The sequence below is a fragment of the Leifsonia sp. 2MCAF36 genome (assembly GCF_052115525.1).
GTDB lineage: Bacteria > Actinomycetota > Actinomycetes > Actinomycetales > Microbacteriaceae > Leifsonia.
Genome location: NZ_JBFRGV010000006.1, coordinates 173,767 through 200,274, shown reverse-complemented (window position 1 = coordinate 200,274; position 26,508 = coordinate 173,767). Strand labels below are relative to the sequence as shown.

Annotated in this window: 25 protein-coding genes; 14 read left to right on the top strand and 11 right to left on the bottom strand. The window is 69.0% G+C overall.

Features of this window, described 5'->3' with window-relative positions; all coding sequences use genetic code 11:
* Positions 1-44 precede the first annotated feature (44 nt).
* Positions 45-1,040 carry an asparaginase gene (locus AB4079_RS11025; protein WP_441787335.1) on the bottom strand — a complete coding sequence of 332 codons (996 nt, stop codon included), beginning with the start codon at positions 1,038-1,040 and terminating at the stop codon, positions 45-47.
* 14 nt (positions 1,041-1,054) lie between these two features.
* The gene (gene gabT, locus AB4079_RS11020) at positions 1,055-2,416 is read right to left on the bottom strand and encodes a 4-aminobutyrate--2-oxoglutarate transaminase (RefSeq protein ID WP_441787334.1); all 1,362 of its coding nucleotides are present in this window, start codon (positions 2,414-2,416) and stop codon (positions 1,055-1,057) included.
* A 37-nt stretch (positions 2,417-2,453) separates the two neighbouring features.
* Here gabT and AB4079_RS11015 point away from each other — a divergent pair, with 37 nt between their 5' ends.
* Positions 2,454-2,927 carry an OsmC family protein gene (locus AB4079_RS11015; RefSeq protein WP_441787333.1) on the top strand — a complete coding sequence of 158 codons (474 nt, stop codon included), beginning with the start codon at positions 2,454-2,456 and terminating at the stop codon, positions 2,925-2,927.
* A gap of 9 nt (positions 2,928-2,936) precedes the next feature.
* Here the strand turns inward: AB4079_RS11015 and AB4079_RS11010 are convergent, their stop codons facing one another.
* The 3 genes from AB4079_RS11010 to AB4079_RS11000 all read right to left on the bottom strand — a co-directional run bounded on the left by AB4079_RS11010 (position 2,937) and on the right by AB4079_RS11000 (position 6,049).
* On the bottom strand, positions 2,937-3,695 hold the full coding sequence (locus AB4079_RS11010; protein ID WP_441787332.1) for a lysophospholipid acyltransferase family protein: 759 nt from the start codon (positions 3,693-3,695) through the stop codon (positions 2,937-2,939).
* A 45-nt stretch (positions 3,696-3,740) separates the two neighbouring features.
* Positions 3,741-4,604 (bottom strand): hypothetical protein, encoded by an 864-nt coding sequence (locus AB4079_RS11005; protein ID WP_441787331.1) that lies wholly within the window; start codon positions 4,602-4,604, stop codon positions 3,741-3,743.
* Positions 4,605-4,702: 98 nt separating this feature from the next.
* Positions 4,703-6,049, bottom strand: coding sequence for an aminotransferase class III-fold pyridoxal phosphate-dependent enzyme (locus tag AB4079_RS11000; RefSeq protein WP_441787554.1), 1,347 nt, complete (start codon positions 6,047-6,049; stop codon positions 4,703-4,705).
* A gap of 76 nt (positions 6,050-6,125) precedes the next feature.
* Between AB4079_RS11000 and AB4079_RS10995 the strand changes: the two genes are divergently transcribed.
* The 5 genes from AB4079_RS10995 (at position 6,126) to ispG (ending at position 11,448) form a co-directional block, all read left to right on the top strand.
* Positions 6,126-7,106 (top strand): FKBP-type peptidyl-prolyl cis-trans isomerase, encoded by a 981-nt coding sequence (locus tag AB4079_RS10995; RefSeq protein ID WP_441787330.1) that lies wholly within the window; start codon positions 6,126-6,128, stop codon positions 7,104-7,106.
* A 183-nt stretch (positions 7,107-7,289) separates the two neighbouring features.
* The gene (locus AB4079_RS10990) at positions 7,290-7,490 is read left to right on the top strand and encodes a hypothetical protein (RefSeq protein ID WP_441787329.1); all 201 of its coding nucleotides are present in this window, start codon (positions 7,290-7,292) and stop codon (positions 7,488-7,490) included.
* Positions 7,491-7,724: 234 nt separating this feature from the next.
* Positions 7,725-8,807, top strand: coding sequence for a 1-deoxy-D-xylulose-5-phosphate reductoisomerase (locus AB4079_RS10985; RefSeq protein ID WP_441787328.1), 1,083 nt, complete (start codon positions 7,725-7,727; stop codon positions 8,805-8,807).
* Between the two features lie 70 nt (positions 8,808-8,877).
* Positions 8,878-10,227 (top strand): M50 family metallopeptidase, encoded by a 1,350-nt coding sequence (locus AB4079_RS10980; protein ID WP_441787327.1) that lies wholly within the window; start codon positions 8,878-8,880, stop codon positions 10,225-10,227.
* 87 nt (positions 10,228-10,314) lie between these two features.
* A complete protein-coding gene (gene ispG, locus AB4079_RS10975; protein WP_441787553.1) occupies positions 10,315-11,448 on the top strand; it encodes a flavodoxin-dependent (E)-4-hydroxy-3-methylbut-2-enyl-diphosphate synthase in 1,134 nt (377 codons plus the stop codon).
* A gap of 21 nt (positions 11,449-11,469) precedes the next feature.
* Here the strand turns inward: ispG and AB4079_RS10970 are convergent, their stop codons facing one another.
* Complete coding sequence (locus AB4079_RS10970; RefSeq protein WP_441787326.1) at positions 11,470-12,903, bottom strand: RNB domain-containing ribonuclease; 1,434 nt, start codon at positions 12,901-12,903, stop codon at positions 11,470-11,472.
* A gap of 37 nt (positions 12,904-12,940) precedes the next feature.
* Between AB4079_RS10970 and AB4079_RS10965 the strand changes: the two genes are divergently transcribed.
* Positions 12,941-14,707: a proline--tRNA ligase gene (locus tag AB4079_RS10965; protein WP_441787325.1), complete on the top strand. Its 1,767-nt coding sequence runs from the start codon at positions 12,941-12,943 to the stop codon at positions 14,705-14,707.
* A gap of 6 nt (positions 14,708-14,713) precedes the next feature.
* Here AB4079_RS10965 and AB4079_RS10960 read toward each other — a convergent pair whose 3' ends face one another.
* The 3 genes from AB4079_RS10960 to AB4079_RS10950 form a co-directional block, all read right to left on the bottom strand.
* Complete coding sequence (locus tag AB4079_RS10960; RefSeq protein WP_441787324.1) at positions 14,714-15,808, bottom strand: FUSC family protein; 1,095 nt, start codon at positions 15,806-15,808, stop codon at positions 14,714-14,716.
* 9 nt (positions 15,809-15,817) lie between these two features.
* Complete coding sequence (locus tag AB4079_RS10955; protein WP_441787323.1) at positions 15,818-16,933, bottom strand: winged helix DNA-binding domain-containing protein; 1,116 nt, start codon at positions 16,931-16,933, stop codon at positions 15,818-15,820.
* A gap of 64 nt (positions 16,934-16,997) precedes the next feature.
* Positions 16,998-18,095 carry an App1 family protein gene (locus AB4079_RS10950; RefSeq protein ID WP_441787322.1) on the bottom strand — a complete coding sequence of 366 codons (1,098 nt, stop codon included), beginning with the start codon at positions 18,093-18,095 and terminating at the stop codon, positions 16,998-17,000.
* Positions 18,096-18,294: 199 nt separating this feature from the next.
* Between AB4079_RS10950 and AB4079_RS10945 the strand changes: the two genes are divergently transcribed.
* From AB4079_RS10945 to AB4079_RS10925, 5 genes are all read left to right on the top strand, one after another.
* Positions 18,295-18,951, top strand: coding sequence for a TetR/AcrR family transcriptional regulator (locus tag AB4079_RS10945; RefSeq protein WP_441787321.1), 657 nt, complete (start codon positions 18,295-18,297; stop codon positions 18,949-18,951).
* A 261-nt stretch (positions 18,952-19,212) separates the two neighbouring features.
* Complete coding sequence (locus AB4079_RS10940) at positions 19,213-20,112, top strand: ABC transporter ATP-binding protein (RefSeq protein WP_441787320.1); 900 nt, start codon at positions 19,213-19,215, stop codon at positions 20,110-20,112.
* Complete coding sequence (locus AB4079_RS10935) at positions 20,109-20,798, top strand: ABC transporter permease (RefSeq protein WP_441787319.1); 690 nt, start codon at positions 20,109-20,111, stop codon at positions 20,796-20,798. Before AB4079_RS10940 ends, AB4079_RS10935 begins: the two co-directional genes overlap by 4 nt.
* Positions 20,795-21,541 (top strand): ABC transporter permease, encoded by a 747-nt coding sequence (locus AB4079_RS10930; protein ID WP_441787318.1) that lies wholly within the window; start codon positions 20,795-20,797, stop codon positions 21,539-21,541. The genes AB4079_RS10935 and AB4079_RS10930 overlap by 4 nt, the downstream gene beginning before the upstream one ends.
* A 67-nt stretch (positions 21,542-21,608) precedes the next feature.
* The gene (locus AB4079_RS10925; protein ID WP_441787317.1) at positions 21,609-22,538 is read left to right on the top strand and encodes an ABC transporter substrate-binding protein; all 930 of its coding nucleotides are present in this window, start codon (positions 21,609-21,611) and stop codon (positions 22,536-22,538) included.
* Between the two features lie 76 nt (positions 22,539-22,614).
* Here AB4079_RS10925 and AB4079_RS10920 read toward each other — a convergent pair whose 3' ends face one another.
* A complete protein-coding gene (locus AB4079_RS10920) occupies positions 22,615-23,571 on the bottom strand; it encodes a M56 family metallopeptidase (RefSeq protein ID WP_441787316.1) in 957 nt (318 codons plus the stop codon).
* Positions 23,568-23,936 (bottom strand): BlaI/MecI/CopY family transcriptional regulator, encoded by a 369-nt coding sequence (locus tag AB4079_RS10915; protein ID WP_441787315.1) that lies wholly within the window; start codon positions 23,934-23,936, stop codon positions 23,568-23,570. The genes AB4079_RS10920 and AB4079_RS10915 overlap by 4 nt, the downstream gene beginning before the upstream one ends.
* A 90-nt stretch (positions 23,937-24,026) precedes the next feature.
* Here AB4079_RS10915 and AB4079_RS10910 point away from each other — a divergent pair, with 90 nt between their 5' ends.
* A complete protein-coding gene (locus AB4079_RS10910) occupies positions 24,027-25,439 on the top strand; it encodes a cytochrome ubiquinol oxidase subunit I (RefSeq protein WP_441787314.1) in 1,413 nt (470 codons plus the stop codon).
* 13 nt (positions 25,440-25,452) lie between these two features.
* Positions 25,453-26,508 (top strand): cytochrome d ubiquinol oxidase subunit II, encoded by a 1,056-nt coding sequence (gene cydB / locus AB4079_RS10905; protein WP_441787313.1) that lies wholly within the window; start codon positions 25,453-25,455, stop codon positions 26,506-26,508.

Genomic DNA, 26,508 nt, shown 5'->3' with positions numbered 1-26,508 from the left:
CTTGCGGAAAAGCGTGCACTCTTTGTGTACTCGACGGCGGGGGGTCAGGTGTAGGAGGCCCGGATGGCGCCGACGGGGGTGCCACGGCCGAGGACGGCGAGGTCCAAAGCGGGAGCGACGCGGTCGACGGCGTCGTGGGTCAGCGCGTCGGCGTCGGCCAGGAGGCGCAGGGCGACGATGGAGGCGGCGCGGAGGCTGCCGTCGAGCACCTTCAGCGTCACCGTGGTGCCATCCGGCGCGGCCATGACCATGACACCCTCGGCGCCGCCCTTGGCGAAGACGCCCAGTTCGTCGATGACGACCGTATTCGCCCGCCCGGGCCCGTCGATCGCCCAGCCGTCCGCGAGCACCGCATTCTTGAGCAGGGCGGCGTTACGGAAGAGCGCGAACGGAGAGCCGTCCGACGCGGTCGCGATCCGGTGGATGCCGCGGGCCAGGGCGATCAGCGACATCGCGTGGACCGGTGCACCGCAGCCGTCCACGCCGGTCGCGACGACCTTCTCGCCGGTCAGCCGTTCGATCGTGTCGCGGATGTGCTGCTGTACGGGATGCGTCGGGTCCAGGTAGCTCTCGGTCGGCCAGCCGTTGACCCGGCAGGCCAGCAGCATCGCGGCGTGCTTGCCCGAGCAGTTCATGAAGACCGGATGCTTGTGCTCGCCGGCGCGGACCAGTTCGTCCCGTGCGGCCGTGTCGAGCGGCCAGTCCGCCGGGCACTGAAGGGCGTCCTCTGCGAGCTGAGCCTGCGCGAGCAGCTTGCGCACCACCGACAGGTGCGACGGCGTCCCGGCGTGGCTGGCGGTGGCGAGCACCGCGGTCGCGCCCTCCAGGGCGACGCCTGCTCCCATCACCGCGATCGCTTGGAACGGCTTCATGCTCGACCGGGGGAAGACCGGACGCGCGGGGGCGCCGAGGCTGCGGATCACCGTGCCGTCCGGGTCCAGCACCACGGCCGAGCCGGCGTGGCGTGACTCCACGAAGCCGCTCCGTTCGACGACGGCGAGCTCCACCGAATCGTCGACGGAGAACACTTCAGCGGTCACGGGCGTCCCGGTGCTCACAGTGCCGCGATGGCGTCGTCGATCACCGACACGGCGTCGGCGATCAGCTCGTCGGACACGGCCAGGCTGGGCAGGAAACGGAGGACGTTGCCCCAGGTGCCGGCGTTGAGGAACAGGATGCCCTGCTGGGCGGCCGCTGCGACGATGGCGTTGACCGCGTCCGGGTTGGGCTCCTTGGTCGTGTCGCCGGTGCCCGGCTTGACCAGCTCGATGGCGATCATCGCGCCGATGCCGCGCACGTCGCCGATGATGTCGTACTTCTGCTGAAGCTTCTCGAGCGCCGGCTTCAGCGCGCTCTCGATGCGACGGGCCTGAGCGAGCAGGTCGTTGCGCTCGATGGTCTCGAAGACGGCGACCGCGGCGGCGGCAGCGACCGGGTTTCCGCCGAAGGTCCCGCCGAGACCGCCCGGCTGGGCGGAGTCCATGATCTCGGCGCGCCCAGTGACGGCGGCGAGGGGGAGGCCGCCCGCGATGCCCTTTGCGCTGAGCACCATGTCCGGGACCACACCGAAGTGCTCGCTGGCGTAGAGGGCGCCGGTGCGCGCCATCCCGCTCTGGATCTCGTCCGCGATGAAGACTACTCGGTTCGCGGTGCACCACTCCTGCAGCGCGGCGAGGTAGCCCTCGGCCGGGACGATGAAGCCGCCCTCGCCCTGGATCGGCTCGGCGACGAGGCAGGCCAGGTCGGAGGCGCCGACGACCTTCTCGAGGTACGCGATGGTGCGTGCGGCAGCCTCGGCGCCGCTGAGGCCGTCGCGGTACGGGTAGGAGTTGGGCGCGTGGTAGACGTCGCCTGCGAACGGGCCGAAGCCGGTCGCATAGGGCATGGCCTTGTAGTTCATGGCCATGGTGAGGTTCGTGCGGCCGTGGTAGGCGTGGTCGAGGACGGCGACGGCGCGACGGCCGGTGAATTTGCGGGCGATCTTGACGCCGTTCTCGACGGCCTCGGCGCCCGAGTTGACCAGGACGGTCTTTTTCGTATGGTCGCCGGGGGTGTGCTCGGCGAGCAGCTCGGCGACGCGTACGTACTCCTCGTACGGGGTGATCGTGAAGAGCGTGTGGATGACGTCCTGCAGCTGCCCGGCCGCGGCCTCCACGACGCTGGCCTCGGTGTGCCCGACCGTGGTCACCCCGATGCCCGCGCCGAAGTCGACGAACTGGTTGCCGTCCACATCCACGAGGATCGCGCCGTTCGCGCGGGCGATGTAGATCGGCAGCGCCGACGATACGCCGGTCGGCACGACGGCGAGGCGACGCTCGTGCAACTCCTGCGACTTCGGGCCGGGAATGGCGGTGATGATGCGGCGTTCTTGTGGAACGGAGTAGACGGGCGCGAATGTGCTCACGGTGTCAGTCATGGTGATTCGAGTCTAACCGCGGTGCGAGAATCGATGCATGAAGCTCGAGCACGGGTATGCGATCGACCTGCAGTGGACCGGGAACCGGGGGACGGGCACCAGCGGCTACAAGGAGTACGGACGCGACCATGTGGTCAGCGCACCGGACAAGCAGCCGATCGAGGGCTCGGCAGACCGCGTCTTCTTCGGCGACCGCGACCGATGGAACCCGGAGGAACTGCTGCTCGCTGCGTTGTCGCAGTGCCATATGCTCAGCTACCTGGCGGAGGCCGCCCGCGCGGGCATCGTCGTCGTCGGATACACGGATGCAGCGACCGGCACCATGGTCCAGACCGGGAACGGCGGCGGCCATTTCAGCGAGGTGACCCTGCGCCCGCGGGTGACGATCGCCGACCCCGCGCAGGCCGAGTTCGCCGCCTCCCTGCACGGGCCGGCCTCGGAGAAGTGCTTCATCGCGGCGAGCGTCAACTTCCCCGTGCACCACGCCCCCGAGCTGCTGACCCTCGCCTGAACTCGGCGGCTAGAGGCGTTCGGGGCGGAATGCGCGCTTGACGCGCTCGACAGCGTTCGCCGGCGGCGTCTCGTTGTAGACGCCGGCGAGTTCCTGCCCGGTGAGCCCGTGGATGGCCGCCATGATCGCATCCGTGGCCTGGCGGCGGGCGCGTCCGGAGTCGGCAGATCCGAAACGCGAGACGTCGATCGGCTCGCCGAACGTGACCGTGATCCGGTGCGGCTTCGGGAACTTCGCGCCGACGGGTTGCATCTGGTCGGTCCCGACCAGCCCGACGGGGACGACGACGGCGCCGGTCGTGAGCGCCAGCCAGCCGACCCCGGTGCGACCCTTGTACAGGCGACCGTCGAGCGAGCGGGTCCCCTCCGGGTACACCGCGAAGGCCGCGCCCGTGTCGATGATCTTGCGCGACTGCTCCAGGGCCTCCTGCGCTGCCGCTCCCGCTCCGCGTTTGACGCCGACCGCGCCGATCGCGGTGAAGAAGTCGCGGGAGACGCGTCCCTTCACCCCGGTGCCTTCGAAGTAGGTCGACTTGGCCAGGAACTGGACACGCCGCGGCGCGGTCATCGGGATCACCACCGAGTCGATGAACGACAGGTGGTTGCTCGCCAGGATCACCTTGCCGTGCTTCGGGACGTTGCGCTTGCCGATCACCCGCGGCCGGTAGACCAGCTTGAGGAGCGGCGCCATGAGCACACGGCCGAGGAAGTACAGCGCGCCGGGCTTCTTCACCTCGGCGGCATCATCGTCAGGCTCGTCGATGCTCACCTTTCGAGCGTAGGCGGCCCTGTATGCCGGAATCGGAATAAGCCGTCAGGGCGCGAGCGGTGCGACCGGGCTGCACCCGAAGCCACGAACGTAGACCAGGCAGCCATCGACGAAGCCGGTGTACCGCACCGCCAATGGCGAGCCGAACCACGCGTTGTACAGCCGCGAGAAGTTGAGGTTGCCGTAGGCCGAGCAGGCGTCGCCCGGGCCCTTCTTCAGCGTCGCCTCGTTCGGCTGATAGGGGGTGTAGTTGTACAGGTTCGCGGTCGCCTGATTGAGGATGGTGACCGGGCTCGACCCGCACGCCGCACTCGGGTGGTACTGGATGGTGTTGCCGCCCACCCTGTAGCGCCAGTCCTTCGGGTGGACGGTGTACTCGCGGAACTGCCACGCCGCTCGGTAGACCTGGTTGAAGAACCCGAAGTAGCGGGTGTCGCAGGCGGCGGTGTCCGGGCAGGCGTAGCCCGTCGCCTTCTGGTAGCCCGAGGCGCTGGGCGTGGTCAGCAGGGACTGCTCCTTCTGCAGCAGCACCAGCAGCACACGCGGGCTGACCGTGCAGGCTGCCGCCACGCGGGCGATGATGCTGCTTGCGCGCTCGTTCTTCCGTGCGGACATGGCCGTGCAACGCTCCGCCGAAGCGGGCTGCGCCGGCGCGTCCATCCGGAAGTCGGCGAGGCAGGGGGAGGCGTCCTTCGGGTGGCACGACCGGTCTTCGAGGAAGCGCTGGATCTGCCCGGCCGTCATGGCATCCGGGTTGAAGAAGCTGTCATCGCTGATGATGTAGCCGGGCGAGAACGGCGCAGGCGACTCGGCGACCGCCGCAGCGGGCACCAGCGCGAGTCCCGCCGCGACGGCGGACGCCGCGGCGATCAGGCGCAGGCGGGGGAGCCGCAGGCGGGGGAGCCGCACGAGTGATCTCCCTTCGACACCGCGGACAGCGTGCCTTCAACGCTACAGATGCCGAACTGAGAAGCTCCTCTGCGGCCCCCGACGGCGCACAAACGCGCTCAGCTCAGGCGGCCGAGCGCCTCCTCGAGCACGGTGGCGGCGTCGTCGATCAGCTCCTCGGAGATGACGACCGACGGCAGCAGGCGCAGCACGCTGTCCCAGCTGCCCGCATCCAGCGGGATGACACCGTTGCGCGTGGCATGCTTGAGCACCGCCTGCAGAGCCTCGGGGTTCGGCGTCTTGGTGCCCGGCTTGACCAGCTCGACGCCGAACATCGCGCCCTTTCCGCGCACCTCGCCGACCACCGGGAACCGCTCGGCCCAGTCGCCGATCCGCGCCCACAGCGCCTTCTCGACCCGGCGTGCCTCCGCCAGCAGGTCCTCGTCCTCGAAGGCCTGGAACACCGCGAGGGCCGCGGCGGTGGAGACCGGGTTGCCGCCGAAGGTGCCGCCGATTCCGCCCGGCTGGACGGCATCCATGATCTCGGCGCGCCCCGTGACGGCCGCGAGCGGGAAGCCGCCTGCGATGCCCTTCGCGCTGGTCACCAGGTCGGGGACGACTCCGTGGTGCTCGATCGAGTACCAGGTTCCGGTGCGGCCGATGCCGGCCTGGATCTCGTCGGCGACGAAGACGATGCCGTTCTCGGCGCAGAACTCGGCCAGGCGGGCGAAGTACCCGGGCGCCGGGATGATGATGCCGCCGTCGCCCTGGATCGGCTCGACGAAAAGCGCAGCCAGTTCGGTGGCACCGATGTGGGTGCGGATGTAGTCGATCGTGCGCTCGGCGGCCTCCTCGCCGGTCATCCCCTCAGGATCGCGGAACGGGTAGCTGATCGGCAGGCTGTAGATCTCACCGGGGAACGGTCCCATGCCGGCGCGCTCCGGCCAGGGGCGGTAGGTCATCGCCATGGTCAGGTTGGTACGGCCGTGGAAGGCGTGGTCGAGTGTCGCGATGGCGCGGCGACCGGTGTACTTGCGCGCGATCTTGACCGCGTTCTCCACGGCCTCCGCCCCCGTGTTGACCAGGATGCTGTGCTTCTCGAAGTCGCCCGGCGTGATCTCGGCGAGCTTCTCGGCCACCGCGACGTAGTTCTCGTACGGGGTCACGGTGAACAGAGTGTGGGTGAGCTTGGACGCCTGCTCGGCGGCCGCCGCGGCGACGGCCGGGTGCGCGTGGCCGATCGTGGTGACGCCGATGCCGCAACCGAGGTCGATCAGGCGGTTGCCGTCCACATCCACCAGGATCGCGCCGGAGCCGGACTCCATGTAGATGTTCGCGAGGGTCCCCGCGCCGCGGCTCACCGTGGCGACGCGGCGCTGCTGCAGTTCGACCGAACGCGGGCCGGGCAGCTCGGTGAGGAGGTGACGGGACTGGGGCACGGAGAATTCGCGGGTCATGCCCTCCATCGTATGCGGCCGCATTCAGCGCACCCATGACCGCCTGTCAGGTTCGACGGAGGCGGATAGGGCAGGATGGACGACCGTGCGTACCTCTCTCAAGGCCCTGACCGCCTCCGCGACCGCGGCCCTCCTCGTCGCCGGGCTGGCGGCGTGCAGCTCCGCCGAACCGTCGACGACCGCGACCCCCGCCGCGAACGCCTGCCAGAACGTGAAGTCGGGCGCGACCTCGAAGGCGGTCAGCGTGACCGGCGCATACCGGTCGAGCCCGAAGGTCTCGTTCAAGGCCCCGCTGAAGGCGACGGATGTGGAGCGCACGGTCGTCATCACGGGCCACGGCGCCAAGGCGGTCGGCGGCTCCAGCGTCGACATCGCGTTGGCCGCCTACAACGGGACCACCGGCAAGGAGCTGACGGCGGCCCAGGGCTTCGACGGCTCGGCTGCAGCCACCGTCCAGGTCGACGACAAGGCGTACGTACCGGGCCTGGTCCGGGCTGTCGAGTGCCTTCCGGTCGGCTCGCGCGTCGTGCTGACGGCGCCGGCGAAGGCTGCCTTCGGCAACCAGGACCTCTCGAAGCTGAGCCTCACCGACAAGGACAGCGTCGTGTTCGTGGCGGATGTGGTCGACATGCCGCCGACCCGTGCCAACGGCAAGTCGGTCGCCCCCACCGAGGGCTTCCCGACCGTGAAGCTGAACGCCAAGACCGGCGAGCCGAGCATCACCATCCCCAAGGCCGACCCGCCGACCGAGACCAAGATCGCCGTGCTCAAGCAGGGCGACGGCGCCACAGTGCAGGCAACGGATACGGTGACAATCCAGTACAAGGGGGTGCTGTGGCGGACCGGCGGGACGTTCGACGCCACGTGGAGCCGTGGTGCGCCGTACACGAACACGGCCTCGGGGTTCGTCCCCGGGTTCACGAAGGCTCTCGTCGGCCAGAAGGTCGGCTCGCAGGTCATCGTCGTCATCCCGCCGGCAGACGGCTACGGCAGCGCCGGTAACGGTGAGATCAAGGGCACCGACACCATGGTCTTCGTTCTGGACATCCTCAAGGCGACGAGCTAGCCGACCGGGCATATCGCCTCTGGACTACTTGTATTTCTGATTCATAGGTTCCTACGCGCGCCAACCGGCGCCAGGTACGGAGGAACAGCGGTTCTCGCAGTAACGCTTGCGTTCGCAACCCCGCTGAGCGCAAACGCTGCGATCACGTGGACAGCGCCTGGTTGCACGACGACCGGTGTGTGCATGAAACGGGGAGATGGCACTCCGGTCGGATACGACGGTACGGGGTCCATCGCCATCAGTCAGGGCAGCATTCGATCGGTCGCGGCCGGGAATCGTACGACGACCGTGAAGCTCGCCAGCGGCACCACCTACATCATCCAAGCGACGCAGATGATCACGTTCCCCAATGCTTTGCAGACGGTGACGTCGATCTCGCGATGATCAAGGGATCTGAGCCGGGGCGGCCCCACGGCTCCTCCGTTCCCGACCCCACTCGGCGTGTCGACTGCGAACTCCTCCCTTTCCCGTCTCGTTCAGAGCGATTGGAAAAGGAGGAGGTTGCCCGCGGCGCGCCGCTCACCCGCTGGAAACGGAGGAGTTGCGGCCGACATCGGCACGAAGCTCCTCCGTTTCCGACGAGGCCCCGCAGGTGGGCACCGTGCGTACGATGGCGTCGTGCGCAGAGTCATCATCCTCGGGTCCACCGGTTCCATCGGCACGCAGGCGCTCGACGTCGTCGCGGCGAACCCTGACCGGTTCCGCGTCGTCGGCCTGAGCGCCGGTCGGAACGCCGACGAGCTCGCCGCGCAGGCGGAGCGCTTCGGCGTGGTCGACACTGCTCTCGGTGCCGACGACTCCGAGCTGCTGGTGCGTTCGGTCGAGGCGGATGTGGTGCTCAACGGCATCACCGGCTCGGTCGGCCTCGGCCCGACCCTGGCGGCGTTGGAGGTGGGTGCGATGCTCGCGCTGGCCAACAAGGAGTCCCTGATCGTGGGCGGCTCGCTCGTCAAGCGCGCCGCGGCTCCTGGGCAGATCGTCCCGGTCGACTCCGAGCATTCGGCCATCGCTCAGGCCCTCCGTTCGGGCACGCCCTCGGAGGTGCGTCGCCTCGTCCTCACCGCATCGGGCGGCCCGTTCCGTGGCCGGTCGCGTGACTCGCTGCGTGACGTGACACCGCGGCAGGCGCTCGCGCATCCCACCTGGGACATGGGCCTGGTGGTCACCACCAACTCGTCGACTCTCGTGAACAAGGGCCTGGAGGTCATCGAGGCCCACCTGCTCTTCGACGTGCCGTACGACCGGATCGATGTCACCGTGCACCCACAGTCCGTCATCCACTCGATGGTCGAGTTCGTCGACGGCTCCACCATCGCTCAGGCATCACCGCCGGACATGCGTCTGCCGATCTCGCTCGGCCTCGGCTGGCCGGACCGCGTGCCCGACGTCGGCACGCCTCTGGACTGGGCGACGGCGCACACCTGGACGTTCGAGCCGCTCGACGGCGAGGCGTTCCCCGCGGTCGCACTCGCGAAGCGGGTCGGCATGGCCGCCGGCACGTACCCGGCCGTCTTCAACGCTGCGAACGAGCAGGCGGTGGCCGCATTCCACGCGGGCGCGATCGGCTATCTCGACATCCTCGGGACGGTGGAGCGCGTGGTCGACGCGCACGTGCCGTCGGGGGAGCTGACCAGGGATTCTCTCGCTGAGGCGGAGCGCTGGGCGCGGTCCAAGGCCGACGCGCTGATCGCCGCACGTTGACAGCAGGCGCATAGCGGTCACCCATCCGCTTCGCGGCCTCCTCCAAGGCGGCCACCGCTAGCCTGAAGCCGTGGAATCCGTGCTCCTGTTCGTCCTCGGCGTCGTCATCATCCTGATCGGCGTCGCTCTGTCGATCGCGCTGCACGAAATCGGGCACCTCGTCCCGGCCAAGCTGTTCGGCGTCAAGGTGACGCAGTACATGATCGGCTTCGGCAAGACACTGTTCTCCTTCAGGCGGGGCGAGACCGAGTACGGGGTGAAGGCCATCCCGCTCGGCGGCTACATCTCGATGATCGGGATGTTCCCGCCCGGCAAGGACGGCGGCCGCGGCCGCAACGCGACCACCGGTTTCATGCAGCAGCTGGCTCAGGATGCGCGGACCGCGAGCGCGGAGACCGTCGCGGTCGGCGAGGAGGAGCGGACCTTCTATCGGCTGCCGGTCTGGAAGCGGATCATCATCATGTTCGGCGGACCGTTCATGAACCTGCTCATCGGTGTGCTCCTGTTCGGTGTGCTGCTGATGGGCTTCGGCGCGCCGCAGAGTTCGACGACGGTTGCCACGGTGAGCCCGTGCGTGCTGCCGCCAGGGAGCACGAGCCAGACGAGCCAGACAGGTGACGCCTGCCCGGCGGATGCGACACAGGGCCCCGCCGCGGCCGCCGGCCTCCGCCCCGGCGACACGATCGTCAGCATCGACGGCACGAAGATCGCCAGCTGGGCCCAGTCCACCGCGATCATCCGGAAGTCGGCCGGCCAGACCCTGAGCGTGGTGCTCAGCAGGGACGGCGTCCAGCGGACGGTGCAACTGACCCCTGTGATCAACAAGGTCGCGAAGACCGACGCGAACGGGGCAGTCGTCAAGAACGCCGCCGGCGGCATCGAGACGCTGACGGTCGGCTTCGTCGGCATCGGCCCACTGACGAAGCTGGTGCCGCAGCCGCCCACGGCCGTGCTTCCGGCGGTCGGCGCCCAGACCGGTGCCGTCGCCAACGTCTTCGTCCACCTCCCGCAGCGCATGGTCGACGTCTGGAACGCCGCCTTCGGGTCAGCACCGCGCGACCCCAACGGCCCGATCAGCGTGGTCGGTATCGGCCGCGCCGCCGGTGAGCTGACGGCACTGGACGGCGTCCCGGCGGTCGACAAGGTGTACACGATGATCGGGATGCTCGCCTCCCTCAACATCGCGCTGTTCGTCTTCAACCTGGTCCCGCTGCTGCCCCTCGACGGCGGCCACATCGCCGGAGCGCTGTGGGAGGGGCTGCGGCGCACGGTCGCGAAGCTCTTCCGCCGCCGCGATCCGGGGCCGGTGGACATGGCCAAGCTCATGCCGCTCACCTTCGCGGTCGTCGTCGTGCTCGGCGGGATGAGCGTCCTGCTGATGTACGCCGACATCGTCAAACCGGTCAACCTGTTCGGCTAGTGCACGTATGGCCGGCCCTCGGCCGGTACCCAGCCGCCTCCCACGCAGCCGCGTAGGATTGAGACCGTGGCAGCAATCAATCTGGGGATGCCCAAGGTCCCCGAAACCCTCGCCCCCCGTCGCACGTCCCGCCAGATCCGCGTGGGCAAAGTGCTGGTCGGTGGGGACGCACCCGTCAGCGTCCAGTCGATGACCACGACGCCGACCACCAACATCAACGCCACGCTGCAGCAGATCGCCGAGCTGACCGCCTCCGGCTGCGACATCGTCCGCGTCGCCGTCCCGAGCCGCGACGACGCCGAGGCGTTGCCGATCATCGCGAAGAAGAGCCAGATCCCGGTGATCGCCGACATCCACTTCCAGCCGAACTACGTGTACGCGGCCATCGACGCCGGATGCGCGGCCGTGCGGGTGAACCCCGGCAACATCCGCAAGTTCGACGACCAGGTCGCCGAGATCGCCCGGCGCGCGAAAGCGGCCGACGTGTCGCTCCGTATCGGCGTGAACGCGGGATCGCTCGACCGCCGCCTGCTCGAGAAGTACGGCAAGGCGACCCCGGAGGCGCTCGTCGAGTCGGCCGTCTGGGAGGCGAGCCTGTTCGAGGAGCACGACTTCCACGACTTCAAGATCTCGGTCAAGCACAACGACCCGATCGTCATGGTCAAGGCCTACCGGATGCTCGCCGAGCGCGGCGACTGGCCGCTCCACCTGGGCGTCACCGAGGCCGGCCCGGCCTTCCAGGGCACGATCAAGTCGGCGACCGCTTTCGGCATCCTGCTCGGCGAGGGCATCGGCGACACCATCCGCGTCTCGCTGTCGGCGCCTCCGGCGGAGGAGGTCAAGGTGGGCTTGCAGATCCTGCAGTCGCTGAACCTGCGGGAGCGCAAGCTGGAGATCGTCTCCTGCCCGAGCTGCGGCCGGGCTCAGGTCGACGTCTACTCGCTCGCCGACAGCGTCACAGAGGGCTTGCAGGGCATGAGCGTGCCGCTCCGCGTCGCCGTCATGGGCTGCGTCGTCAACGGCCCCGGGGAGGCCCGCGAGGCCGACCTCGGTGTGGCGAGCGGCAACGGCAAGGGTCAGATCTTCGTCAAGGGCGAGGTCATCAAGACGGTCCCCGAGTCGGAGATCGTCGCGACCCTGATCGCCGAGGCGAACCGCCTGGCCGACGAGATGGACGACCGTCCGTCCGGTGAGCCGTCAGTCACCGTCGGAGCCCACTGATTCCCGTCCCGGGGGCCGCGCTCACCCGGTGACGGGCTCGAACACGACCCGGCCAGTCGTGATGTCGGCGGCCTGCACCCGGAGCCGCACCCGGTCGCCCGGCGCGACGCCGTCCGCACGGGGTGCTGAGGCGCTGACCGGTGGGTCGTCGAGTTGCACCAGGACCGTGCCGTTGCGGACGGCGAGCACTGTGGCATCCAGTTCGGTTCCGATCCGGGAGCTGAGCAGGGCAGCCTCCACGCGATCCACCGCCCCGGCCTCCACCTGTGCGGCCAACCGGGACGACGTACCCATGATCGAGGGCAGCTCGCCCAGCGAGTCGCGCGCCCATGCGGGCACGGGCAGTCCGGCGCAGACCGCCTCGCAGATCACCAGTGCCCAGCGGTCGGCGAGACGGCGCAGCGGCGCGGTGACGTGCGCGTACGGAGCGGCGATCGCCGCCTGCTGCGGATCGGCCGGGACCTCGCCGTCCATGACGACGTAGCCGGCTCCGCGGAACAGCGCCGTCGCCGCCTGCAGCACCGCGGCGGCGCGGGGATGCGCGGGGTCGAGCATCCGGAGGTACTCGCCGTACGGCATCCCCTCGCCCCACGGCAGCCCAAGGGCGATCGTCTGCGTGCGGAAGGCCGTGAACGCTTCCTCGCTCGGAGCGGGCATCGTGCGCAGGATGCCGACCCGGGCCTCGAGCATCAGCCCGGCGGCCGCCATCCCGGTCAGGAGGGAGAGCTGCGCATTCCACTCCTCGACGGGGAGCGTCGCCCGCCGCTGGAGCGTGTAAGTGCCATCCCGGGCGACGACCTCCTCGTCGGGGGTGTTGAGACTCGCGCCGCCGCGTTCCCGTTCGCAGGCGATCCGCGCGGCGCCGATCTCCCGGAGCACCGCCAGCTCCGGCGGAGCGCTGCCGTCGTCGACTGCGGCCTGCGCCTCCTCGTAGCTCCACTGGCGTCGCGAACGGATGCGTGCCCGCGACACGTGGGCGGAGGTCTCGTGGCCGTCGGCGTCGAGCGCGATGTCCCAGACGAAGGCTCCGCGGACGACGTCGGGCAGCAGCGAACCGGCGTTCTCGCCGATGGCGGCGGGGTGCAGCGGGACGCGGCCGTCGGGCGCGTAGATGGTCTGGCCGCGACGCCGAGCCTCCGCATCCACCTCGCCTCCCGGAGCCACGAGCGTGGGTACGTCGGCGATCGCGTAGCGGACCCGGAAACCGTTCGCGCTGCGCGACAGATGCATCGCCTGGTCGAGATCGGTGGAGCCTGCGGGGTCGATGGTGAGGAACGGCAGCTCGGTGAGGTCGGCCTCGGGTAGGGGATGCCGCGCGGCCACGCCGGCCGCCTCCGCCTCCACGACGGCAGGGAAGCCGTCGGGCACCTTCAGCTCCCGCCGCAGGGCCGCCAGCGAGGCGGCCAGCGGAGCAGCGGCGGGGGAGTGGGCGACGCGGGTCCGGCGGTCGGGCATGCCGACCACCCTATCCCCGGCCCCTTAATATGGAACGGTGCCTACTCGCTTGAGCAACTACTTCCTCCGCACCCTCCGTGAAGACCCGTCGGACGCCGAGGTCACCAGCCATCGGTTGCTGGTCCGCGCCGGCTACATCCGCCGCCAGGCACCGGGGATCTTCGCGTGGCTCCCGCTGGGCCTGCGGGTCAAGGAGAAGATCGAGCGAATCATCCGCGAGGAGATGTCCGCGGCCGGTGCGCACGAGGTGCACTTCCCGGCGCTGCTGCCGCGCGAGCCCTACGAGGTGACGGGCCGCTGGGAGGAATACGGCGAGGGTCTCTTCCGGTTGCAGGACCGCAAGGGCGCCGACTACCTGCTGGCGCCGACGCACGAGGAGGTCTTCACCCTGCTCGTCAAAGACCTCTATTCGTCCTACAAAGACCTGCCGCTGACGATCTTCCAGATCCAGGACAAGTACCGCGACGAGGCACGCCCTCGCGCCGGCCTCCTGCGCGGCCGTGAGTTCACGATGAAGGACGCGTACTCGTTCGACTACACCGACGACGGACTCGATGCGAGCTACCTCGCGCAGCGCGACGCGTATGAGCGCATCTTCACCCGTCTCGGCCTCTCCTACGTCATCGTTCAGGCCGACGCCGGCGCCATGGGCGGTTCCCGGTCGGAGGAGTTCCTGCACCCGACGCCCGTCGGCGAAGACACCTTCGTCCGCTCGGCCGGCGGCTACGCTGCCAACGTCGAGGCGTTCACCACCACGCCGCCGCCCGCGCGCTCGTACGAGAAGCTGACTCCGCAGGAGGTGCTCGACACCCCGGGCACTCCGACGATCCAGTCGCTGGTCGACCTCGCGAACGAGAAGCACCCCCGCCCGGACGGCCGGTCCTGGAGCGCCGCCGACACCCTGAAGAACGTCGTGCTCGCGCTCACGCAGCTCGACGGAACCCGCGAACTCGTCGTCGTCGGTCTGCCCGGCGACCGCGAGGTCGACATGAAGCGTGCCGAGGTCGCCTTCGCACCCGCCCAGGTGGACGCGGCGAACGGCGACGACTTCGCCAAGCATCCCGGCCTGGTGAAGGGCTACATCGGACCGTGGTCGCCCGAGGGCGCTGTGCTGGGCGAGAAGTCGGCGACCGGCATCCACTACGTCGTCGACCCGCGCGTGGTCGACGGCTCGGGATGGATCACCGGCGCGAACATCGACGGCAAGCATGTCTTCGGCCTGGTCGCCGGCCGTGACTTCGGCTGGGATGGCGTTGTCGAGACAGCCGAAGTCAAGCCGGGCGATCCCGCGCCCGACGGCTCGGGACCCGTCGAGCTCGCCCGTGGCATGGAGATCGGCCACGTCTTCCAGCTCGGCCGCAAGTACGCAGAGGCGCTCGGTCTCAAGGTGCTCGACGAGAACGGCAAGCTGGTGACCGTCACCATGGGCTCCTACGGCATCGGCGTGACACGCATCCTCGCGATCATCGCCGAGGAGAACAACGATGACCGCGGTCTCGTCTGGCCGGAGTCAGTCGCGCCCTTCGACGTGCATGTGGTCGCAGCGGGCCGTGACGCAGCCGCCTACGAGCTGGCGGAGGAGATCGTGGCACAGTTCGAGGACGCCCGCCTCGACGTGCTCTACGACGACCGCCCGAAGGTTTCGCCCGGCGTCAAGTTCGGCGACGCCGAGCTGATCGGCGTTCCGCGCGTTCTCGTGGTGGGTCGCGGCGCTGCGGAGGGCGAGGTCGAGCTGTGGAACCGGCGAACCGGTGACCGGCGCACCCTTCCCGTCACGGAGGCGGTCGCCGAGCTGACGGCGTAGGCGAGGTCAGGCCGTCGACGCGTCGTCGCCGGCGATCTCGACGTGGATGCGCCGCAAGTCCTCCACCAGCGACCCGATGAGCACCCAGTGGCGCGGGTCGGGCGTCGCGACGGTCAGCGGCGCGGTGAGCACGGGAACGCCGGCCGTCTCCGTGCCCGGTTCCACGATCGGCTCCTCGGGGTCGCGAGCGAGCAGCCGCAGGTCGTGCGCCGCGCGGTGCAGTTCGTCGGCGATCGCATGGATGGTCGGCTCGGCGGCGAGGCTGTCGTCGTAGTGGTCGTGGTACGCCCGGGTCATGCCGAGCGTGCGGTTGATCAACGGTCGCAGGCTGTCGAAGAGCTGCTGGTCGTGGGTCAGGTAGACCCGATGCTTCCGCTGCCGCGGGTTCAGCGAGAGGCTGTCGTCCGCGGCCGTCAGCGCGGACTGAGCCTTGGTCTCCATCGGCCGCAGCAGCCGCGCCTCGATCAGCAGCGCGTCCAACTCCGCCCGGCTGTGCGTCGCCTTGAGGGCGTCCGCCAGCCGTTCGAGGGTGGCCGCGATCTCCGTGCCCAGCGCCAGCACCGACTGCCGTGCCGGACCGGTCAGCACCGGCGGGACGATCGCCACGTTCACGACGACGCCCACGGCCGCCCCGAGGACCGTCTCGACGATGCGGGCGAGCGCGTACTGCGGGTCGGACGCGCCGATGGCGAGCACGAGCATCGCCGTGATCGGCACCTGATTCGCCGTCCCCGGCGTCAGCTTGAGCGCCCAGGCGAGGAGCACGGAGACGACGACCGCCAGCAGCACGATCCAGCTGTTCGTCCCGAAGGCCAACCCGATCAGGTAGGCGACGAGCACGCCGCCGATGACCCCCAGGGAACGCTCGATGGCGCGCCCCACCGACTGATTCACGCTCGGCTGCACCACCAGGAGTGCCGCGATCGTCGCGAAGATCGGTAGCTCGCCGTGGACGAAGACGCTGGCCACCGCCCACGCGACGATCATCGCCACCGCGGTCTTCACCACCTGGAGGAACGGCGCCCTCGTACTGGTGCGGATGGTGGCGGGGAGCGCGATCCCGGCCGGGAGTCGGCGTCGGGTCGAGCTTATGCGTGCCACCCCTCCACGCTACCCGGCGAAGCGGGAGTACGCCGTCGCCGCGCGTTCCAGTCGGCCCTGCCGGGCCGGTGTCAGCGGTGCGAAGGGCAACGGGACGACGGTTCGGCCGTCCCGGCGCCAGGTGCCGACGATCCGGCCGCCCGCGACGATGATCGCCTGGAAGACACCGTTGTTCCCGGGCACGATGAGTTCCGCGTGCTCGTCGTCGAGGATGGGTGCGCGGTCCTGATAACCCAGCAGATATTCGTCGAAGGCGGGCAGCAGGTGCACCGCCTCCTTCTCGGCGCGGGTGGCCGGAGCGCCCGCCGCCCCGTCCACGAGTTCGGTCGTGACGAGGTACTCGACGCCGTCGACGTCGAGCGTGGTGACGGAATCGCCGAGAACGCCCAGCGCCGTCTTCGCGCCGGCCACGGTGCCCTTGGTCCACCAGACGAAGTCGCGCACTGTCGCCGGTCCGTGGCCGCTCAGGTAGCGGAGCAGGAACCGGGCCAGTGCCTCGTCCGGCTCCAGAGCCGGGGGAGGCGGCGCCCATTCGTCGAGCAGGACGAGAGCCTGCGTGGGATTGCCGTTTCCCGAGCGCACGACCGGACCCCAGCACAGCAGTCCGGTCTGCGCGAGGAAGTAGATCAGGTGGTAGCCGCGTTGGCCGGTGGTCGCGATGCCCGCAGACTCCCACAACTCCATGACATCGGCCCGGCTGATGCTGCCACCGCCGGTGAGGGCCGCGCTGACCACCTCTGCCGCCCGTTCGAAGTCGGCGCGCGCCAGGCCCAGCTGCTCCTGACGCCGGCCCAGACTGGCGACCATTCGATCCATCGTGACCGACAGCATCCATCGCAGGTCGTCGGGCGCCACGAAATGGAGGGTGCCGCGCATCGGCCAGGAGCGGATGATGCGGCCGGCATCGAGGTCGGCCAGCACGTCGTTCAGCGTCGAACCGGTGGTGCGGAGGGCGAGCGCCCAGCATCCCGCCGCGAAGTCCTGCCCCTGGAGAGCGAGCAGGCGGCGCGCGGCCGCTGCCGGGTCGGGCTCGCGGGGGCCGTCGATCGCCTGGGCCAGCCGACGCAGACGGAGGAGGTCGCCGCGGCTCACGCGGCTGGTGCGGGCGGTGCGGCTGGCGGGCATGGGTCCAGCCTGGCAGGGACCGCCGACATGGCGCACTCCGGCCCTGTGGGTGCGCTCCGGTCGGCTAGACCAGCCCCAGGTCTGTCAGCTGCTCGCTGAGTCCCGCACCGTCGGGCGCGTACACCCACGGCGTCCCCGACAGTTCGCTGTGCTTCTCCGCCTTCGAGCGGCCGCCCGCGAGGACCGCTTCGCCGCTCGACAACTGACGGATGGCCACAGCTGACACCTTCTCCGGGTGCGCGACCGTGAACTCGCCGTACAGGTCTTCGTCGTGCTGGCCGTCGTCGCCGATCAGCAGCCACTTCACCCCGGGGAACTCCTCGGAGAGCCGAAGCAGGCTGGTGCGCTTGTGCTCCCGCCCGCTGCGGAACAGGCGGTCGTGCGTCGGCCCCCAGTCGGTGAGCAGCAGCGGACCGGCAGGGAACAGGTTGCGCGACAGGAAACGGGTCAGTGTCGGCGCGACGTTCCAGGCTCCGGTCGAGAGATACACGACGGGTGAGCCCGGATGCGCGGCCGACAGTCGCTCGAGAAGGACGGACATGCCGGGGGTGGGAACGCGGGCGTGCTCGTCGAGGACGAACGTGTTCCAGGCGGCGAGGAAGGGCCGCGGGAGCGCGGTGACCATCACGGTGTCGTCGACGTCGGAGATGATGCCGAAGGTCGCCGCGGGGTCGACGATGTAGATCGGCGCTTCGAAGACCCGCGTCGATTCGGCAGTGAAGAGCCGCACGGTGTGCCGCCCCGGCGTGAGCTGCACCGGGATGACCGTGTCGATGACGCCACCGCGGTCGGTCTTCACCTCGTGCCGGTCGCCCTCGATCTCGACGGTGACCGTCGTGCCGGCCAGCGGGACGCTGACGAACGACCGCCAGCCGCGGACCGATTCTTCGCGCTTTCGGTGCAGTCGCTCGGCCCGGCTCCCCGGCCGCGGGTCTTTCGCGAGCACGACGCGGCCCAGGATGCGCACCCAGCTGGGGGAGCCGTAGCCGGTGTAGGGCACGACGGTTGCCAGAAATCCACGCCTGCGGGCGCGCCGAGCGCGGAACTCGTGCACAGCGTCCTCGATGCGAGCGGCACGGTGCATGATCGGCTCGACCGATGCGCCGCGTCGCCCGGCGGGGTCGCGGGACGCCTTCACTGGGCGCGATTCGGGGGAGAGCATCTGGTCCATTTTCTCATGGAGGGAAGGTCATTCGAACGCATCCCCCAGATTTGGGGGACATTAATACGGTGTGTCGGGGGGTAATGCCCAGCAGAAGTGAGGTTTCCACGATTATGATCCTTTCAGTGCACCGCTCACGCGGTGCCGGGCTGGGGACCCGCACCACCGCCTTAATCGACTGAGAGAAGGAGTCGCCCTCGTGCCCATCAATGATCTGGTCGCTGGACAGAGCCCCGTCGGAGCGCCGCTCGTCCGTACGGAGCCGATCCAGGAGCGCAGTGCAGCGCGCATCGACGCTCTGCTCGACGCGGCCGCCGAAGTGGTGGACGAGATCGGCTTCGACCGGCTCACCACCGCCATGGTCGCGGAGCGCGCCGGAGCATCCATCGGCACCGTCTATCGCTACTTCCCCGACCGCATCGTGCTGCTGCAGGCGCTGCGCGACCGGGCGCTGCTGCGCTACCGCCACTCGGTGGTCGCCGCGATCGACGCGCAGGCGCCGGAGCACTGGTGGAACGCCGTCGAGGCCGCCATCGACGCCTTCGTCGACATGTTCCGCACCGAGCGCGGTTTCCGCATCATCCGCTTCGCGGACGCCGAGCGCGGGGGCGTGCCCGAGGACGAGGTGGTCCGCGCCATCGGTTTCGCGCAGCAGTTCGCACAGATCCTCTCCGACGAGTACGGGCTGCCGGGCGGCGCGGACCTCGCCTTCCGGCTCGAGGTCGTCGTCGAGATCATGGATTCCCTGATCAACCGCGCCTTCGTCGAGGATCCGAACGGTGACGAGCGGTACATCTCCGAAGCCCGCACCGTTGCGCGCGAGTACCTCGAACGGCGATTCGACACGAAAGACTGACCCGGATCCGGGAATGTCGGTGGTCGGTGGCAAGTTGCCATCCACAGGTCCGAGTGCTCCGAACAGAGTGCGAACGCCGCCGAACGGCCACGACATCGAATGAAGGGGGGCCGGCATGCGACCGACCCTGTACGTCACGATTCGACGCATTTCGTTGCCAAATCAGCCCGCGGCTGTTTGGCTGAAGGCGATGGCTGACACAGTCCCCGCTCTTTCGCGCGACGCCCTGAGCGCAGCGACCCGGTTCACGAGGGCGCTGTCGTGATCGAGTTCCGTGATGTCACCAAGCGCTTCCCCGACGGGACGCTGGCCGTCGACGACTTCTCGCTGGTCGTCCCTTCGCGGAAGATCACCGTGCTGGTCGGTTCGTCGGGCAGCGGCAAGACGACCATCCTGCGGATGATCAACCGGATGGTCGACCCGACCTCTGGCCACATCGAGATCGACGGCGAGGATGTGCTGGGCCTCAAGCCTGTCGCCCTGCGCCGCTCGATCGGTTATGTGATGCAGAACTCCGGCCTGCTGCCGCACCGCAAAGTGGTGGACAACATCGCCACAGTGCCGCTGCTGAAGGGCACCGCCAAGAAGTCCGCGCGCGAGCGGGCTCTGGAGCTGATGGATACCGTCGGCCTCGAGCGCTCGCTCGCCGATCGCTATCCGAGTCAGCTGTCCGGCGGGCAGCAGCAGCGCGTCGGTGTCGCACGCGGGCTCGCGGTCGACCCGAACATCCTGCTCATGGACGAGCCGTTCGGCGCCGTCGACCCGATCGTCCGGGACGACCTGCAGAACGAGCTGCTGCACCTGCAGCGCGACCTCGACAAGACGGTGGTCTTCGTCACGCACGACATCGACGAGGCGTTCAAGCTGGGCGACCAGGTCGTCATCTTCCGCAAGGGAGGCGTCGTCGCGCAGAAGGGCACGCCGGCCGAGATCCTCGCCGACCCCGCCGACGACTTCGTCGCGTCCTTCATCGGCGCCGACCGGGGCCGCCGCGCCCTGCACATCGAGGAGACCGCCACCGGTTCGGTGCTCGTCGACAGCGACGGCCGCGCTGCGGGCGTCCTCACCGGCTCGCCGCTCGGCGACGCCGGCCCCTCCGAAGCAAAGGCCGCGACCGTTTCGGTCGCGGGTGCTCCGGCGCAGGGTGAGGACGCGTCGTGAGTTTTCTGTGGTCGAACTTCGACCAGGTCTGGAATCTCACGGTCTCGCACGTGTGGCTGGCGGCGCTTCCGATCGTCATCGGCTTCATCGTCTCGCTTCCGATCGGTTGGCTGGCGAACCGCTACCGGCTGAGCCGCGGCGTACTGCTCACGATCGGCGGCATCCTGTACACGATCCCGTCGTTGCCGCTGTTCTTCGCGATGCCCGCCCTGATCGGGACGCAGATCCTGGCACCGGTGAACGTCGTCCTCGCGTTGAGCATCTACGCGGTCGCGCTCATGGTCCGCACAGTGGCGGACGCTCTGGCGTCGGTCCAGGGCGACGTCCTCCAGTCGGCGACCGCGATCGGATTCTCGGCCTGGCGTCGATTCTGGTCGGTCGAGCTTCCGCTCGGCGGTCCCGTCCTGCTGGCGGGACTGCGTGTGGTCTCGGTGAGCACCGTCAGCCTGGTGAGTGTCGCGGCGCTGATCGGTGTCCCCAATCTCGGCTACCTGTTCACGGACGGCCTGAACCGGTCGTACACGGAGGAGGTCGTGGTCGGCATCGTCGCGATCATGATCGTGGCGCTGGTCTTCGACCTGGTGCTGGTGCTGCTGGGGCGACTCCTGCTCCCGTGGACTCGGCTCGATAGCAGCACGCGACGTCTCAGCCGGAGCGCGGCGATGAAGGCGGTGAGGGGCGCATGACCGATTTCGTCGCCGCCTTCGGCTGGCTCGCGGACCCGGCGAACTGGGCCGGCCCCAGCGGCATCCCGACGCGTCTGGGTGAGCACATCCTGTACTCCCTGCTCACCCTGCTGCTGGCAGCGATCATCGCGCTTCCCATCGGGTTCGCCGTCGGCCACACCGGACGCTTCCGGGGCCTGTCGGTCGGCGTCTCCGGCGCCCTGCGTGCGCTTCCGACGCTGGGTCTCGTGGTGTATCTGGCCCTGATCACCACGAACCTCACCATCGTGCCGCCCCTCATCGCGCTGACGATCCTCGCGATCCCTCCGGTGCTCGCGGGCGCCTACTCGGGGCTGGAGTCGGTCGACCGGAACACCATCGATGCCGCGCGCTCCATCGGCATGACGGGGTGGCAGGTGTTCACCAAGGTCGAGCTTCCTCTGGCACTGCCCCTGGTGATCGGCGGAATCCGCTCCGGCGGCCTGCAGGTGATCGCCACCTGGACCGTCGCGGCGATCCTGCCCGTCGGAGGGCTCGGCCGTTTCCTGTTCGACGGGCTGGCCGTGCAGAACTACCCGGAGATGCTCGGCGGTTCCATCCTCGTCGTCGTGCTCGCACTCGTCGCGGACGCGGTCTTCGCGATCGTGCAGAGACTCGTCGTCCCGCGCGGCGTGATCGCCGGACGCGTCCGCGACACCACGGACGGCGACAACCACCGATCGGAGCGGCCGACCGTCGCGACCGAGAGCGCGCCGACCACCTGACTGCTTTCACCTTCCACGCACACCGAAGAGCCCGTCACCGCGGGAAAAACCAAGAGAAGAGAAAATCATGCTCGCATCCAAGAAGAGTCGCATCGCGGCCGGCGTGCTCGCCGCTGGGGCGCTCGTCGCCCTCAGCGCCTGCTCGTCCGGTGGCGGCGCGTTCAGCAGCGACAAGGCCTCCTCGTCCTCCGACACCATCACGGTCGGCTCGGCGGCGTTCGGCGAGTCCGAGATCCTCATGCAGATCTACGGCCAGGCCCTCGCGGCCAACGGCGTCGAGGTGTCGTACAAGCCCAGCATCGGGCAGCGCGACGTCTACCTGAAAGCGCTCCAGGACGGCTCGATCGACCTGATCCCCGAGTACAGCGGTAACCTGCTCCAGTTCTACGACAAGAACAGCACCGCCACCTCCAGCAGTGACGTGTACTCGGGCCTCAGCAAGGCGCTGCCCAAGGGCTACGAGGTGCTCGACCAGTCGGAGGCGCAGGACGCCGACTCCTACAACGTCACCAAGGAGTTCTCGGAGAAGTGGGGCGTCAAGAGCCTGGACGACCTCAAGAAGGTCACCGACCCGCTGACCGTTGGTGGCAATCCCGAGTTCGGTACCCGGCCTTACGGCATTCCGGGCCTGAAGTCGGCGTACGGCGTCACCGCCACGCTCAAGCCGATCAGCGACTCCGGCGGCCCGCTGACCGTCGCCGCGCTGAAGAACGGCGATGTGCAGCTGGCCGACATCTACACGACCACTCCGGCGATCAAGGACAACGGCTTCGTGTCCCTGAAAGACCCGAAGAGCCTGATCGCGGCGCAGAACATCGTGCCGCTGATCAACACCTCGAAGGCGTCGAGCACGGTCAAGGATGTGCTGAACAAGGTCTCCAAGGAGCTCACCACCGATGACCTCATCGTCATGAACGGTGACAACCAGGGCGCCAGCAAGACGCAGCCGGACGCGGTCGCCAAGAAGTGGCTTCAGGATCACCCGATCAAGAAGTAGGCGGCTCGCCACTACTCGACACCGCGGTACCCAGCGGCGGCCCGGATCTCCGGGCCGCCGCTTGGCGTTCCGGCCCTCAGCTCAACAGAACGACGAGGGGCGGTACGACCACCAGCAGCACGGTCACGGTCACCACACTCGCGCGCAGCACCGGGCCGACGGTCCGCCCGCCGGGCGTGAGCCGCTCCTCGCGAGCGAGCAGGGCGGCCCGCCGCTGCTCGGGCGTCCGTCGATCCTTCGGGGCACCGAGGGCTGCTCCGGCCGGCCCGGTCTCATCCACCAGGCGGATGGCGTCGGCCAGCACCGCATCCCCGGAGGTCCGGCGAGCGGTGTCGTCCGCGAGCATCTCCAGCAGCATCGCGACGGCATCCTGCGCCCGGGTGGCGATCGGGAACCAGGGCAGCGAGCGCTTCCAGGAGCGGAACGCGTCCAGGAGCAGGTGATGCTTCTGACGCAGGTGGGCACGTTCGTGGGCGACAACGGCATCGAGCTGATCGGTGGAGAGCAGCCCGATCATGCCCTCCGACAGCACGGTGACGCTTCGCGCGCCGGGCAGGCAGTACGCCGCGGGCGCCGGGTGGTCGATGACGCGCGTGCTCGGGGTGTCCGGCAGGGGCGAGGACAGCAGCCGCAGCAGCTCCATGTGCCGGTGCCGCTGGTTGCGGCTGCGGACGGAGGTGAGGGCGAGGTTCAGGACGAGGTGCGCCGTGAGCAGGACGGCCGCGCTCAGCAGGAACGCGTTCAGGAGGCTGGCGGCCGGCGGCAGCGGCCCGTGGAACAGCGACGCCGCGGCGCCCTGGATGCGCGTCCACAGGTCGTCTCCGAACGGGATGAGCCCGGCCAGCAGCAGAGAGCCGATCATGGAGATGCCACCGGCGAGCGCGATGGACTGCCAGAGGGCGACCGCGAGAACGGGCGCTGCAGACGGCCACTTCGCTCGTGCCAGCAGCAGGGGTACCGGCCAGGCCAGCGCGATCGCGAGCGCGCCGAGGAAGATCGCCCCGGCGAGCGGTGCGACGGGGTCGGTGCTCACACGCTGCGCGCGTCGAGCAGCCGGCGCAGCACCTCGGCCTCGGATTCGTCGACCGAGCCGACGAAGTAGGCCAGCGCCTCGGTGCGGTCGGAGGACGACTCCAGCACCTCGCGCATGAGGTCGGCGACGTGGCCCGCCCGGGTGAGGGCGGCGTAGTAGAGGTGGGGACGCGCGTCGCGGTCGCGAGCGACGAAGCCTTTGGACTCCAGCCGGGAGAGCACGGTGAGGATCGTGGTCAGCGCCGGCGCCTTCGCGCTCTCGCGGGAGGCCGTCAGCTTGTCGCGCAGCTCGCCCGCCGTGATGGGGGCGTCGCCGTCCCACAGGGCGTCCATGACCGCCCGCTCCAGTTCTCCGAGATTCGCCACGAATCCAGGGTAGCGCGAACCGGCTGGGAATGTTCTACACTCTGTAGAAGTTGCTTCTACGAAGCGTAGAACTTCATCGGAGGATCGCACGTGAACGAACTGCTGGACCCGCTCCTGCTGTCGCGCTGGCAGTTCGGGCTGACCACGGTCTACCACTTCCTGTTCGTCCCGCTCACCATCGGCCTGGTCACCTGCACGGCGATCTTCCAGACCGCCTGGTACCGGACGGCCAAGGCGCACTACCTGCAGCTGACCCACTTCTTCGGCAAGATCTTCCTCATCAACTTCGCGATGGGCGTGGTAACCGGCATCGTCCAGGAGTTCCAGTTCGGCATGAACTGGTCCAACTATTCGCGCTTCGTCGGCGACATCTTCGGCGCACCCCTGGCCCTGGAGGGTCTGCTCGCCTTCTTCCTGGAGGCGACCTTCATCGGGCTCTGGATCTTCGGCTGGGATCGCCTGCCGAAAGGCATCCACCTCGCTACGATCTGGGTCGTCTCGGTCGGCAGCGTCCTCTCGGCATATTTCATCCTCGCCGCCAACGCCTTCATGCAGAACCCGGTCGGCTACCACCTCAACCCGGTCAAGGGCCGCGCGGAGCTCACCGACCTGTGGGCGGTGCTCACGAACAAGGTGGCGCTTGCGGCCTTCCCGCACACGATCTTCGGCTGCTTCATGGTCTCGGCCGGCGTGATCATCGCCGTCGCCGCGTGGCACCTGTCACGCAACCGTCACCTCGACACGATGCGTCCCGCACTGCGGTTCGGCCTGTGGCTCATGATCGGCGCCGGAATCGGCACGGTGCTCTCGGGCGACCAGCTAGGCCTGGCGATGGTCGAGACGCAGCCGATGAAGATGGCCGCGGCCGAGGCGCTGTACAAGACGTCGACGGGGGCGGATGCCTCGTTCTCGATCTTCACCCTCGGAACCCCTGACGGCGTGCACGAGCTCTTCAGCATCCGCATCCCGTACCTGCTCTCGTTCCTCTCGACGCACACGCTCACCGGCACCGTTGAGGGCATCAACGACCTGCAGGCGCAGTACACGCACCTGTACGGCCCTGGCGACTACACGCCGATCATCTGGATCACCTACTGGGCCTTCCGCTGGATGATCGGGCTCGGCTCGCTGCACATCCTGATCGCCGTCGTGGGCCTGTGGCTGACGCGGAAGGGGCGGATGCCCGCCCGGCCGTGGGTGTGGAGGGTGGCCGTCTGGGCGATGCCGCTGTCGCTCCTTGCGATGATCGTCGGCTGGGTGTTCACCGAGATGGGGCGGCAGCCCTGGATCGTGTTCAGCCTGATGAAGACGGCCGACGGCGTCTCTCCCGGGACGAGCGGCCTCGAGGTGCTCATCTCGCTGATCGCCTTCACCGCGATCTACGGAACGCTCGCGGTGGTGGAATTCAAGCTGATCAAGCGCGCCGCCCAGAAAGGCCCGGCGCCGATCGAGAAGCACCTCGATGACGCGGGCGAGCCCATCCCCGTCGCGACGGTCTACTAGGAGGAGCACGGCAATGGATCTCGCAGTTCTCTGGTTCGGAATCATCGCCTTCTTCTTCGTCGGCTACTTCGTGCTCGACGGCTTCGACTTCGGGGTCGGGATGGCGCTGCCGTTCCTCGGCCGCGACGACGTCGACCGCCGCGTGATGATCAACACCATCGGCCCGGTCTGGGACCTCAACGAGACCTGGGTCATCGTCGCCGGTGCCTCGCTCTTCGCCGCCTTCCCGGAGTGGTACGCGACACTGTTCAGCGGGTTCTATCTGGCGCTGCTGCTCATCCTGCTTGCGCTGATCGTGCGTGGGGTCTCGTTCGAGTACCGGCACCAGCGGTCTGGCGCGCGGTGGAAGAAATGGTTCGACGGGATGATCGTGGTCGGCTCGGCCGTTCCCGCGTTCCTCTGGGGGGTCGCCTTCGCGAACATCGTGCAGGGCGTCGCGTTGGATGCCAATCACGACTACACCGGCAGCCTCTTCGATCTGCTGAACGGCTACGCGTTGGTCGGCGGACTGACCACGCTGCTGCTGTTCTTCACGCACGGCGTCGTCTTCATCTCGCTGAAGACCGACGGTGCGCTGCGCCTCCGGGCGCGGCGGCTGGCCGCCCGTTCGGGCATCGCCGCGATCGTCGTGGCGGTGGTCTTCCTGGGCTGGACCGCGCTCTCGCACTTCTCGCCGGTGTTCCTGGCCTTGGCGGTGGTCGCCGCCGTGGCGCTGGTCGCATCCTGGATCGCCAACCTGCGAGGCGCGGAGGGCTGGTCGTTCGCGTTCATGGCCGCCACAATCGGTCTGGCGGTGGTGTCGCTCTTCGCCGCCTTGTTCCCGAACGTGATGCCGTCGTCGCCGGACCCGCAGAACAGCCTGACGATCACGAACGCATCGAGCTCCGACACGACGTTGACCATCATGACCTGGGTGGCGGCGATCTCCCTGCCGCTGATCCTGGTCTATCAGGCGTTCACCTACTGGGTGTTCCGCAAGCGTGTGACGCGTGACCACATCCCGCTGGAGCCGGGGGCCGGGCAGCGTGCAGACGAGGCGGGCGACACCCAGCATCCGGTGACGGCCTGA